The organism is Mycobacterium sp. NGS68 (assembly GCF_059812195.1).
Map to the genome: position 1 here is coordinate 52,105 of NZ_JCALCE010000019.1, position 12,755 is coordinate 64,859.

Below are 12,755 nucleotides of genomic sequence, written 5' to 3' on the forward strand. Positions count from 1 at the left end.
GCATGAGTCATCACGAGCTGCTCCCCATCCCGCCCACCGAAACCGCGACCGATCCCGCGTACTCGACCGCCGATCTCTGCGAACGCTGGCGCGCCCTGATGGGGCCGTTGGGGTTTGGCGAAAGGCTGCTGTGGACGGCCTTTGTCGGGCCGGACCGTCGTCTGGTCAAACAGCTCATCCAGCTCCCGATCACCCCGCGACCGCGTGCCCGAATCCCCCGCAATCTCATGTCGGCGCTGCGCACGCTGCTGGACGACATGGCGCCGGGCACCACCGTGGCGCTTCTGCTGACCGGTCCCGGCCAAGGGCCGGTCTCCTCCGCCGAGCGGTTGTGGGCCAAGTTGTTGTCCGAGATGGCCGAGCGACTCGGGATTCCGCTCGAACCGATCTTTCGGGCCAACGACGAGTCGCTGCTGCTCGTCGAATGCGCCAGCGGGGATCACACTTTGTCGTCACACCATTCGATGTAGCCGGTGCCCTCGATCGGGGCGCCCCGGAAGGCTCCCGTGTAGCTGTAGCTGCCCGCGAAGCCGGCGCCGAGCCCGAAGCTGAAATCGTCGTTGCTGCGGCCGTGGATGGTGACCAGCTCCGAGCCATCGTCGTCGGCCACCGACCAGGTGAACGTCTCCGGAAGCCGCATGCGGTCACCCGCGGGGGTGAGTTGGGGTGTCAGCCGCGTGTGGATCTCGTGGACGACGCCGCGGGTGAAGGCTGAGTTCTCGCCGTCGGTGCTGCGCACGTTGACCTTTCGCAGCAGCGGAAAGCCCCGCGGTCCCCCGACGTCGGAGAACAGGACCTGTGTGCGCGCGTCGACGTTGACGATCTGGTAGGTGAAGAACTTGATCGGCAGGGGCAGGTTCATCCCGCGCGCGTATTCATAGCTGCCCAGCCCGCAATGGTGCACCGAAACCGACGGATCGGCCGCGGACGAGATCGCGGCATCGACGTGGCACAGCACACCCCAGTGCTCGTAGGCGCCGGGCAGATGAACGAAATGCGTGATCAGGTTCGTCGGACGCAATTCGACGTCCGCGACGAGATCACCCTCGCGGATCGCCAGCCGCACGGGCTCCGCGGCGGCGCCAGATCGGCCGTCGGGGCGGCCGACGATCGACAGTTGGTCACCGAACCGCAGTCGCGAGCCGTCCGGCGCCAGATCGCAGTCGCGTTCGATGCTGTACCGGTGGAACGCGTCGGACTGGATGGCCGACCCGGTCAGAACCCAGGCGCTGTCGGAGGCGGGCGCTCCGTCGAGTAGCGGCGCGTTGTTCCACGCCGGAACCCGACGAGCGGTGCCGAGGATCACGATGTTGGTCAGGAAGCGGAACGGCTCGGCGACGCCGGGGATCATCACGCCGTAGTGCACGATCGCCCAGCGCCCGCTGGGCGGCGCGGGCGACAGCCGTGGGTCGTAAGGACGTTGGCTCATCGCCTTGACCCGGTTGATACGCGGTTCGAGAAAGGCGGCGGCGGTGTTGATCGCGTTGCGCATGGCGGTCCTCATCCTGCACGAGCAGACGCAAAAGCACCCAAATTTCAAGGTTTTCGGGGACTTTTGCGTCTGCTCGCGCAAGTTAGACGCTGGATCGGCCGGTGCCGTGCACCGCCTCGGCGATCGCATCCGCCAGCGGCTCGATCTCCCCGTAGGACAGGTCCGCGACCGTGATCCGCATGCCGGGGGCCGACTCGATGCGGAACCGGGTGCCCGGCGCCGCCGCCCAGCCCGCATTGAGCAACCGGGTGATCGCCGTCGTCTCGTCGGGAACCGGCACCCAGACGTTGAGACCGGACCGGCCGTGCGCGGCCACATCCCGCTCGGCCAGCGCGGACCGTAACCGATTGCGGTTGTTGGCGTATCGCTCCTGCGCTTCCTCGACGAGGCCGGTCGCCGCGTCGTCCGACCACAGGCGGACGGCGAGGTCCTGCAGCAGGTGGCTCACCCAGCCCGGCCCGAGCCGCAGCCGTCCGTGCACCCGCTCGATGGTGCGCCGGTCCCCGGCGACGACGGCGAGGCGCAGGTCGGGTCCGTAGGCCTTCGACGCCGACCGCACGAACGCCCAGCGGCGCGTCGACCCGGCCAACGTGTGCAGTCGCACCCCGGAGATGCCGGCGCAGTGGTCGTCCTCGATCACGAGCACGTCTCTGGTCTTGCCGGCCAACAGGCCCCGCAGCGTGGCGGCGCGGCCCGCGGACAGCGCCGCGCCCGTCGGGTTCTGCGCCCGGGTGGTGACGATGACGGCCTGCACACCGCGGCGCAGCGCGCGGGCCATGCTGAGGATCACCGGACCGTTGTCGTCGACCTCTACCGGCTCGGCGGAAAGCCCCAGCGCGGCAAGCAAATCCAGCAGATTCGCCCAGCCCGGATCCTCGACGGCGACCCGGTCACCCGGCCGCAGGTGGGCGGCGAGGACCCGCTCGATCCCGTCCAGCGCGCCGCTGGTCACCGCGAGATGCTCCGCCGGCACGGCATCTTCGGTCAGGGTGTCGCGGGCGTGCTCGAGCAACTCGGTCGAAATCGCCGATTGCCCGTACAACAGGGGCTTGCCCGCCGGCAGGTCGAGTTGCGCGTTGGCGATCGGCAACCGCGCGGGGTCCGGGTTGCCGGTGGACAGATCGCGCGCACCGTCGGGGACGTCGAGGGTGAGCAACGACCGCGGCGTGGTCGCCGGCCGGTCCCGCACCCGGGTGCCGCGCCGCCCCGCCGTTTCGACCGCCCCCCGATCGCGCAGCAGGCGGTACGCGGCGGCCACCGTGTTCGGGTTCACCCCGAGTTCGCTCGCGACCTCCCGGATCGGCGGCAGCGTGTCCCCGGGCGCCAGGGCACCCTCGGAAATGCCCTCTTCGACGCTGGCCGCTATCGCCTCAGCGCCGGTCCCGGTTATGCTGTGTTGTACTGGCATGTTATCGAGTATGTACTAGAACAATCTAAAGGGCAATGTGATGGAGACCGCGTACCCCCCGACCCCGCGAACGACGCCAACCCGGTACCGGGAACGCGCGCGCTACGACCGCGACACCGTCCATCGCATCCTCGACGAGGCCCTGATCTGCCACTTGGGCTACGTCAACGACGGGACACCGGTGGTCCTGCCGACCACCCACGCCCGCGTTGGCGAGACGCTCTATATCCACGGCTCCTCAGGCAGCGGCCCGATGCTCGCGGCGAGGCTGTCCGGCGTGACGATCTGCGTCACCGCGACCCTGATCGACGCGCTGGTGCTGGCACGCTCGGCGATGCACCATTCGCTCAACTACCGCTCGGTCGTCGTGGTGGGCAACGCGCACATCGTCGACGACGAGTCGCAGAAGAGGCGGGCGCTGCACGCGCTGATCGACCACGTCCGGCCCGGCCGCGCCGCCGATTGCCGGCCCCCGAGCGCCCGCGAACTCGCCGCCACCTCGGTGCTCGCCCTGGACCTCGTCGAAGTCTCGGCCAAGGTGCGCGACGGCGGCGTCGTCGACGACGCCGACGACCTGGCGCTGCCGCACTGGGCCGGGTTGGTGCCGCTGCGCCTGGCCGCCGGGACGCCCGTGCCCGACGGCGGCCTCGACCCCGCTACCCCGCTGCCGCCGTACCTGCGCTGACGCCGAGCGAGCGTGCGGAGATGCCCGCCGACACGCCGCAGGCCCCGCACATCTGCGTCCTCGCGGGCGAGGGCGAAAGGCGAAAGAGTCAGAGCAGCAGGTAACGGTACGCCGGCGAACCCGGTTGCAGGGATTCGACGTGCATCTCGGTCGCGCGCATCCGGGCCAGTAGACCTTCCAGGTCGGCGGCCGACCCCAGCTGAACCCCGACCAGCGCCTCACCGGTCTCGCGGTTGTTGCGCTTGACGTACTCGAACAGCGTGATGTCGTCGTTGGGCCCGAGCACCTCGTCGAGGAACCGCCGCAACGCGCCCGGCTCCTGCGGGAAGTCGACCAGGAAGTAGTGCTTCAGACCGAGGTGCACCAGCGAGCGCTCCAGCACCTCGCCGTAGCGCGACACGTCGTTGTTGCCGCCCGAAATCAGGCAAACCACGGTGGATCCGGGCTCGATGTCGGCTTCCAGCAGGCCCGCGACGGACAGCGCACCCGCCGGCTCGGCGATGATCCCCTCGTTCTGATACAGGTCCAGCATCGCGGTGCACACCGCACCCTCGTCGACGGTGGTGATCGACACCATGTCCCCGGCCGCGGCCAGCGCGGCATACGGCAGCGCGCCGGCGCGGTTGACCGCGGCACCGTCGACGAATTGATCGACGTGGTCCAGCGTCACCGGCTCCCCCGCGGCCAGCGCGGCCATCATGGCGGCGGCCCCGGCCGGTTCGATCCCCAGCACCGCGGTGTTTGTGGTCCGCTCGGCGAGGTAGGTGGTGACGCCGGCGATGCAACCCCCGCCGCCGACCGGGACCACCACCAGGTCCGGCTCGTCAGCCAGCTCCGCCAGCACCTCGACGGCGATGGTGCCCTGACCGGCCATGGTGCGCAGGTCGTCGTACGGCGGGACCAGCGTGGCGCCGGTGCGTCCGACGTCGGCGCGGGCCGCCTCGGCGGCCAGGTCGTAGGTAGACCCCCCGACGATCAGCTCGATGAACTCCCGACCGTGGTAGCGAATGCGGTCCCGCTTCTGCTTGGGCGTCTTGGCCGGCACATAGACGCGGCCGTGCACACCCAGCGACCGGCACGCATACGCGAAACCCTGGGCGTGGTTGCCCGCCGACGAGCAGACCACTCCGGCGGCCAGTTCCTCATCGGTCAGCTGAACCAGCAGGTTGTAGGCGCCGCGCAGCTTGTAGGAGCGCACGACCTGCAGGTCCTCGCGCTTGAGGTAGACGGTCGCGCCGGTGATGTCCGACAATCGCTCGCTGAGCTGCAGCGGGGTGGGCGCGACGACGGGAGCGATCCGCTTCGCCGCTCCGTCGATGTCCGCCCCAGAGAGCAGGGGAAGCGGCGACCTACTCGCGCTCTGGCTCAGTTCAGCGGACACCGGTCAATGGTGCCATGCCGCCCGACGGGCAGGTCAGCTCACCGGGGTCAGCACGAACACCGGGATCTGCCGGTCGGTCCGTTTCTGGTAGTCCGCGTAGTCCGGGTACGCCGCCACCGCGCGCTCCCACCAGGTCGCCTTCTCGTCGCCGAACACCTCGCGGGCGTCGTAGTCGCCGGTGACGGTGCCGTCCTGCAACTCCACCCGCGGGTTCTTGGCGACGTTGTAGTACCAGACGGGATTCTTCGGCGCGCCGCCGAGCGACGCGACGATCGCGTACTCACCGTTGTGTTCGACGCGCATCAGCGGCGTCTTGCGGAGCTTGCCGGTCTTGGCGCCGACCGTGGTCAGCAGGATGACCGGCATGCCCTTGAGATCCACGCCTTCGGTTCCACCGGATTCGGTGTACTTATCGGCTTGTTCGCGGGACCAGTCGAGCGGGCTCGGGGCGTATTCACCTGACAGGGGCATGCCAACCACTGTAGGCGGTCGGACTCAGGCCTCGTGATCGCCGGAGCGCTCGTCGCGCAGCACTTTCCCGTTGTGCCGAACCGTCCGGATGCGGATCGACCCGTCGTGGTAGACGTGCCGGATCTCGCGGCAGCCGCAGGCATATCTGAGGTCGTCGTATGACAAGCCCTCTTCGTCGCCCTCGACATGGTGATCGCCGTGTGCGTGGCGCCCGCACGGCGCCTTCTGCTTGGGGAAATGCGTGGTCAATACACTCATCACCCCGCCTCCCTCCGATAGGCGTGTGACCGAGATCACAGCTTAAGCCGACGGGGGCTCACGCGTACTCGTTTTGACGAAGCCGGCGACCTATCGAGCGCGGGCCAGCTCGGCGATCACGTTGACCCGACGGATCGCGGTGGCGATCTCGTCGGCGAACTCGCGCCGGCGCTGCGCGATGCCGCCCGGATCGGGGCTGTCGATCAGCTCGCGGTGCCGGGCCAGCCGCAGCGCGGTCTTGAACAGCTCCATCGACCGCGACTCGGCGCTGGCGATCCGGCGTTGCAGCTCCCACTGCTGGCCCACCTGAAGGCATTCCGCGAGAAAGCTGTCCTCGTCGAACGACTCGTCCTCGTAGGCGGCCAGCCGGTCGGCGACGATGTGGTAGGCGTCCAGGAACGGCCGCAACACCAAGTGCGCGAGCAGCAGGTCCGCCGATTCCAGCAGCCGGCGCACCTCGGCGGCGGCGACGGGCTTGCTGGTGTCCTCCACCGGCCCGATCAGGCGCACCTCGTCGGCCAGATCCTTCTCGAACTGCGCGCGGGCGGAGAACAGGAACTCGAACTTGAGCAGCTCGCGCAGTCGCAGCGCCTCGTCGCGCACGGTCACCGGCAGCACCGAGCCGTTGGCCGAATACTCCGACGCCGCCAGCAACGCGGTCTCGGCGATCGCGCGGTCGACCAGGATGTGGATCGCGGTGTTGCGGTAGAACGCGGCGACCAGATGTTGGTGCTCGCCGATGCCCCACACCGCCTCGGTTCCGGCGTCGTAGACGCTGACCACGCCGGAGGCGACGAGCTGGTGCAGCGTCCAGCGGATCGTCGAACGGTTCGTCAGATCGGCGGCGCCGGCCACCGACCAGTTCCGCGCCGCGATGTAGCTGGCCAGCGGCTGCACCGTCGCCAGCACCTGGCTGATGGACAGCGAGCGGTCCGCGCCCAGCAGCGCGAGGCTGACCACCGCGGTGGGCGTGACCGGTGTCGCGCGGTTGATCCGGTGTTCCACATCCAGTGCGATGCGCTCGATTTCGGTCCCGGTGCCGGAATCCTCGCCGCGCAGCTCCTCCAGCCGCTTGCGCAGGGGCAGCGGTTCACCGAAGTCGAGGTAGGCACGGCCCAGCCGCTCCCCCTGCTGGCGGGCGAGCCGGACCAGGAAGCGGAAGTCCTCCGGCCGCTTCGTCGCGCCGTAGGCCTCGGTGGTCATCGCCTCGACCTCGTGCAGCTGGTCGTAGACGATCGAGGTCGGCACCAAATACACTTCGGGGCCGTCGATTTCGTCGACGGCGTCGGTGATGTAGCGCAGGATGCCGAACACCGGCGGGCGCAGCTTGCCGGTCCGGGTCCGGCCGCCCTCGATCGACCAGGTCAGGTTGACGTGGTTCTGCACCAGCTGCGCGGTATAGGCGCGTAACACGAACCGGTACACCGGAATGTCTTTGGTCTGACGACGGATGAAGATCGTCCCGGTGCGCTTGGCGATGCCGCCCATGGGGAAGAAGTTGAGGTTCGCCCCGCCGAAGGTCGATGCCGGCGAGAGCCGGTTGGCCTGGATCACCTCCGGCAACAGCATGCCATCCAGGTAGGACCGGTGCGAGAACGCGAACGCCAGCGTCGCTTTGCGGTCCAGCTTGCGCAGCTGCGCGATTTGGTCCTCGTCGACCAGCACGTCGTAGGCCCGCATCAGCCAGCGGCTGAACCCGCGCCACGCCTCCACCGCGCGCTCGTCGCGGGTGGCCGCCACCTCGCGCAGATAGCCCGCGGCCTCGACGCGCACCTCCTCGGGGTCACGGCCGAGCTCGGCCGCCAGCTTCTGCAGCCGCTCCCCGTACCACGCGGCGCCCAGCACCTGGGCCACCTCCGGCGGGTCGGAGGCCAGCGCCGTCACCGATTCATCGACAAGCCCGGTGCGCTGCAGCAGCTTTCGCACCGTCGAGGTGGGTCTGGCGTTCACGCCGGTTGCACCGTCGTCGCGTCGGCCGGCTCGTGGACGTCCGGATGCCGCTCACGCACGTAGAGTTGCTCGATCTCGGCGGCGTATTTCGTCATGATGGGGCGGCGCTTGAGCTTCATGGTGAGCGTGATCTCGTCGCCGCCCGGCTCCCACAACGTGGGCAGGATGCGGAAGCGCTTGATCTGCTCGACGCGCGCCAGTTTGGCGTTGCCGGCGGCCACGCCGGCGGCGATCTGAGCGATCACCTCCGGGTGGGCCGCCAGGGCCGCGGGAGAGGCGTCGAGCCCGTGCCGCGCCGCGAGTGGTCCGACGGAGTCGCCGTCGAACACCATCAGCGCGGTGTTGTACGGCTGCCCGTCACCGATCGTGATCATCACGCCGACCATCGGGCACGCCGCCACGATGGTGTTCTCGATGTTGGCCGGCGACATGTTCTTTCCGGCCGCGTTGATGATCAGTTCCTTCTTGCGGTCGACGATCCGCAGATAGCCGTCGTCGTCGACCTCGAAGACGTCGCCGGTGTGCAGCCACCCGTCGGCGTCGATCGCCTCGGCGGTCTTGGCGGGTTCCTTGCGGTAGCCCTTCATCACCAGCGGACCGCGCACCAGGTACTCGCCGTCGTCGGCGACCCTGCCCTCGAGCCCGGGCAGGAGCTTGCCGACGGTGCCCAACCGCGCCTCGCGCGGATGGCACACGGTCGCAGCACAGCTCAGCTCGGACATGCCCCAGAGCTCGGCGATCGGCATGCCGATGCTGCTGAAGAACGCGAGGGTCTCCCGCGGGATCGGCGCCGCTCCCGAAACCGCCCATCGAAGTTCGCCGAAACCGAGCTTCTCGCGCAGCTTGGACAGCACCAAGTCGTCGGCCTGCGCCCATTCGGCGGCCAACTCGTCCGACATCGGCTCGCCGGCCAGCAGCGCCTCAGCGCGTTTGGCGGCCACCGCCATGGCCCAGTCCAGCGCCTGCCGCTTGGTGTCGTCGGTCTCGTGGCTGACCATGAATTCGATTCCGGCCTTGAGCTTTTCCCATACTCGGGGGACCGCGCCCCATACGGTTGGCCGGACGTCGGGCAGGGCCGCCACGATCGCGCGCGCGTCGGACACCGTGGTGATCTGGGTGCCGAAAATCTCCTGCATGTACAGGCAGCACATCCGGTCGGCGATGTGTGCCGAGGGCAGGAACGACGTGATCCGGTCACCGAATTCGACGCCGAGCACCCCGTCGAGTCCGTAACCCTCGAACAGCAGGCTGGTGTGCGTCATTTCGACGCCCTTGGGGTTGCCCGTGGTGCCGGAGGTGTAGATGAGCGTGACGATGTCGTCGGGTTGCACCGCGCGCCAGGTCGACTCGAAGTCGAAGTCGTCGGGTGCGGCCGCATACAGGTCGTCCACCGACAGCGTGCCGTCGGGCTTGCCGTCGATGCAGACGATGTGCTCGATGGGTGCGCCGCTGGCCCGGATGCGGTCGACGTACTGCTCCTCGCAGATCGCGACCTTGGTGCCGGCGTTGTCGAAGACGTAGGTCAGTTGCTCGGCGGGCAGCGTGTTGTACACGGAAAACGATGTGGCGCCGACGTGTTGGGCGCCCACCTCGAGGGGATAGAACTCGACCCGGTTGCCCATCATGAGCGAGACCGTGTCGCCACGCCGGACGCCCAGGCCGGTGAGCCCGCCCGCGACCTTGCGCACCTGCTCGGCGTACTCGCGCCAGGTGAGCGTCTGGGCGTCACCGGGTGTGCGAAGTGCCACGGCGTCCGGGTCGATCGCCGCGGTGCGCTGGAACGCTTCGCACATGGTGGCGGGACGTTCGGTAGTGGTCATATCCGTTCTCCTAAATTTGCCCGCATATCGGTGAGCGTACGTCCGCTACAGAAGCCGGGCCAACGCCTGATGGCCTTCGAAGCCGTGTACCGCGGCGGCGCTCGTATACCGTTCGGCGAAATCGCGGTAGGCGGCGTCGTCGCCGCGGGCGCGCGCCAGCAACGCGCGCAGCCGCAGCAGCGTGACGTCGAACAACACGAACTGCTCTTCGGTCGGCACCGCGGCGAGCTGATCGATGGCCGCGGCCGCCTCCCGCACGTCCGCCGGTGCGCCGCGGCCCAGCAGTGATTCCACCAACGCCGTGACGCCGGCACCGAGAAACATCATCGAATCGGTCCGGAACTGGTCCTCGACAACCGCGCGCAGCAGCGTCACCGCATTGTCGAGATCGCCACGGCGCGCTTCCTCCTTGGCTCGTTCGATCTTGAGCTGTTGCAGCGCCGCCTGATTCGCGCGGTCGCGCAGGGCGGTCTCGCGGGACTGCTCGAGCAGTTCGAGTCCGTCGGCGCGTCGTGGGCCGTCGTATTGCGCCAATATGAGGCCGCGCAGGAATCGGGCCGACGCGAGCGCGAACTCGTCGCCGCGCTCATCGGCGACGCGCAGGGTCTCCTCCGACTCGCGCAGCATCTCCTCGTCGGGCACCAGCAGTCCGTTGGCCACCCCGATTCCGTAGACGTACAGCAACAGGACGGCGCGTACCCCGGGTTCGAACTCCGCGCACAGGGGCACCGCCTGGTCGACGCCGTCCTTCCACGCCGGCGCGCCCTCGCACATCGCCGCGGCGGCGCGCAGGGTGACCGCGACCGTCATCGGCGAATCGATCAGGACATTGCCCGCCTGCGGATCCCCGTCGGTGTCATCGACGATCCGCTGCGCCAGGCGCCGCACCTCGGTGAGTTCGCCGGTGCCGAACTTCGCGATCAGGGCCGCGATCAGGAGCGCCACCGTCAACGTCGAATTGCGGATGGAGTCACCGACATTGAGCAGTTCGGGCACCCGTTTGGACGCCTCCCGGTAGCGTCCGTAGACCGCGAGCGCAAACACCTGTCCGGCCATGCCGATCGCCAGCGACGCCTTGTCCCCCGCGGCGGTCGCCAACTCCTGCAGTTCCTCGAAGCCGGTGTCCTCGATGCTGCCGCCGACCCGCCAGACGCTGACACACAGCAGCGCGCGCGGGGCGATCCGCATCGCCGCCCGCCCGCGCGCTTCGGCGGGCAACCGGTCCGCCACGTGCCGTGCGCGCTGCCAGGACATGCGCGCGGCGCCGACGTCGCGGCGGGTCATCCAGTTCGCGGCCCGCATGTGCCAGCCGAACGCCTCCTGCAGGTCGCCGGCCAGCTCCAGGTGCTCGGCGATCAGGGCGGCGTTTTCCTCGGCGGAAGCCGGGTCGCGCTCCGCGATCGCCGCCGCCACTCGCCGGTGCAGCGCGACGCGGCCCGCCTTCAGCTGCGACTGGTAGGCCACCGCCTGGATCAGCGGCTGGTGGAAGGCGTACTCGGCGACCGGCGTGAAGCTGATCTGTTCGACGAGTTCGGCATGCATCAGGCGGGCCAGGGTCGTGCGATCCGCCAACTTCGCCAGCAGGTCCTCGCGGAAACGGAAGCCGATCACCGACGCGGCGTACAACGTCTGCTTCGCCGCCGGGTCGAGGCGGTCGATGCGGGCGGCTATCGCGGCCTGCAGAGTCGCCGGCACCGAAACGTCGGTGACACCGCCGGCGTTGACGTGCTGACCGCGCGCACCCTCCAGCACGCCCCGGTCGCAGAGGTCACGCACGATCTCCTCGACGAAGAACGGGTTGCCCGCGGCCCGTTCGCCGATTCTCGCGGCCAGCCCGGCAATCGAAGGGTCGCTACCCAGCAGCTGCGCGACCAGGTCCGCGGATTCTGCATCGTCAAGCGGCGCAAGCGAAATCGTCTGGGCACCGGCAGTATGACTCAACTCGCCGCGGTACTCGGGGCGATAGGTGATCAGCACCAGCGACGGGGTCTGCGGGACGACCGCCAGGAAGTCGGCCAGCAGGCTGTCGCTGATCGGGTCGATCCAGTTCACGTCCTCGATGACGTAGACGCACGGCGTCGTCCGGGCCAGCACGGCCGCGTTCACCAGGGCTATCAGCCGCCGTCGACGGGCGTCGGGGGCGATGTCGGGTAGCTCGTCGGCGGGGTCGCGGATGCCGAGCGAGTCTTCGAGGATCACCCGGTCGTCGGCGTCGGCGCCGGGCACCCGGTCCCGCAGGACCGCGCGGGCATGCGCGGCCTCGAGGCCGTCGACCCCGAACGCCGCGCGCATCAGCCGCTCCAGCACCAGGAACGGGACCTCGCTGGTGTGCGACTCGCAGTAGGTCGCGAACACCGCGAAACCGCGGGCCGCCGCGATCGCCGCCGTCTCGGCGACGATCCGGCTCTTGCCGATGCCGGCCGGACCGATGATCCGCACCACGCAACCGCGGCCCTCGATCGACTGATCGAGCATCGCGGTCAGCACCGCCAGCTCCCACTTGCGCCCCACCAGCGCGGACACCCGTCGCCCCTCGGGCCGGCGCCCGGTCCGGATGCCCAGCAGCCGTCGGGCGATCACCGGCTCGCCGGAGCCCTTGATGTCGACCCTTTCCTGTTCGCCGAGGATGGCGGCGTCCGCGACCAGGCGGGCGGTCGACTCGCTGAGCATCACCCCACCGGGCGGCGCCGCCGACTCCATCCGCTGCGCCATACCGACCTGATGACCCACCGCGGTGTAGCTCCATGACCTCGAACCGATGTCGCCCGCGATCACCTCGCCGGAGTTCAGCCCGACGCGCAGTTGCACACCGATGCCGTCCCTGGCCTGCACCTCCGCGGCGAGCGCCGTCATCGCATCCTGAATGTCCAGGGCGGTCAGGCAGGCGCGCAGCGCGTGATCCTCCAGCGCGATCGGCGCGCCGAAGATCGCCATGATGCCGTCGCCGGTGAACTTGTCCACGGTGCCGCGGTAGCGGTTGACGATCGCCGCGCACCGGTCGAACAGCTCGGTCATGATCTCGCGCAGGCGTTCCGCGCCGACCTCCGCGGCGATGCCCATCGAGTGCACCACGTCGGCGAAGAGCACGGTCACCTGCTTGTATTCGGCCGACTTCTGCGGCGTCACAGGCGCTCCGCAGCCATCGCAGAACCGCGCATTCGCCCGCAGTTCAGTTCCACACGCGGTGCATGTGGACTCCACAGTCATCCGGGCCTCTCGGTTTCGCGTGCCCACCCGATGCGCCAACAATAGGCCGCGCCCGGCCGCCGAGTGTGCGGCCCGCCGCACGC

General features: G+C 69.3%; 10 protein-coding genes. 2 read left to right on the top strand and 8 right to left on the bottom strand.

The window, feature by feature from the left end; all coding sequences use genetic code 11:
- The first annotated feature begins 2 nt into the window (after positions 1-2).
- Entirely contained in the window at positions 3-470 is a 468-nt protein-coding gene (locus tag AC5Y5V_RS20295) for a hypothetical protein (protein ID WP_499939039.1), read from the top strand.
- Here AC5Y5V_RS20295 and AC5Y5V_RS20300 read toward each other — a convergent pair.
- Together AC5Y5V_RS20300 and AC5Y5V_RS20305 are read right to left on the bottom strand one after the other, a co-directional pair.
- Complete coding sequence (locus tag AC5Y5V_RS20300; RefSeq protein WP_499939042.1) at positions 440-1,492, bottom strand: DUF6670 family protein; 1,053 nt, start codon at positions 1,490-1,492, stop codon at positions 440-442. The two genes, AC5Y5V_RS20295 and AC5Y5V_RS20300, sit on opposite strands and share 31 nt — an antisense overlap.
- 82 nt (positions 1,493-1,574) lie before the next feature.
- Positions 1,575-2,900: an aminotransferase class I/II-fold pyridoxal phosphate-dependent enzyme gene (locus AC5Y5V_RS20305; protein WP_499939045.1), complete on the bottom strand. Its 1,326-nt coding sequence runs from the start codon at positions 2,898-2,900 to the stop codon at positions 1,575-1,577.
- A 40-nt stretch (positions 2,901-2,940) separates the two neighbouring features.
- On the opposite strand from AC5Y5V_RS20305, the gene AC5Y5V_RS20310 reads away from it, so the two are divergent.
- A complete protein-coding gene (locus AC5Y5V_RS20310; RefSeq protein ID WP_499939047.1) occupies positions 2,941-3,585 on the top strand; it encodes a pyridoxamine 5'-phosphate oxidase family protein in 645 nt (214 codons plus the stop codon).
- A gap of 88 nt (positions 3,586-3,673) precedes the next feature.
- Here AC5Y5V_RS20310 and ilvA read toward each other — a convergent pair whose 3' ends face one another.
- The 6 genes from ilvA to AC5Y5V_RS20340 form a co-directional block, all read right to left on the bottom strand.
- On the bottom strand, positions 3,674-4,966 hold the full coding sequence (gene ilvA, locus AC5Y5V_RS20315) for a threonine ammonia-lyase (protein WP_499939050.1): 1,293 nt from the start codon (positions 4,964-4,966) through the stop codon (positions 3,674-3,676).
- Between the two features lie 33 nt (positions 4,967-4,999).
- Complete coding sequence (locus AC5Y5V_RS20320) at positions 5,000-5,437, bottom strand: nitroreductase family deazaflavin-dependent oxidoreductase (RefSeq protein WP_499939055.1); 438 nt, start codon at positions 5,435-5,437, stop codon at positions 5,000-5,002.
- 24 nt (positions 5,438-5,461) lie between these two features.
- Complete coding sequence (locus AC5Y5V_RS20325; RefSeq protein ID WP_499939059.1) at positions 5,462-5,695, bottom strand: hypothetical protein; 234 nt, start codon at positions 5,693-5,695, stop codon at positions 5,462-5,464.
- A gap of 90 nt (positions 5,696-5,785) precedes the next feature.
- The gene (locus AC5Y5V_RS20330) at positions 5,786-7,645 is read right to left on the bottom strand and encodes a lysophospholipid acyltransferase (protein WP_499939063.1); all 1,860 of its coding nucleotides are present in this window, start codon (positions 7,643-7,645) and stop codon (positions 5,786-5,788) included.
- Positions 7,642-9,465: a fatty acid--CoA ligase FadD11 gene (fadD11, locus tag AC5Y5V_RS20335; RefSeq protein ID WP_499939066.1), complete on the bottom strand. Its 1,824-nt coding sequence runs from the start codon at positions 9,463-9,465 to the stop codon at positions 7,642-7,644. The genes AC5Y5V_RS20330 and fadD11 overlap by 4 nt, the downstream gene beginning before the upstream one ends.
- A 45-nt stretch (positions 9,466-9,510) precedes the next feature.
- Positions 9,511-12,672: an ATP-binding protein gene (locus AC5Y5V_RS20340; RefSeq protein WP_499939070.1), complete on the bottom strand. Its 3,162-nt coding sequence runs from the start codon at positions 12,670-12,672 to the stop codon at positions 9,511-9,513.
- Between the last annotated feature and the right edge of the window lie 83 nt (positions 12,673-12,755).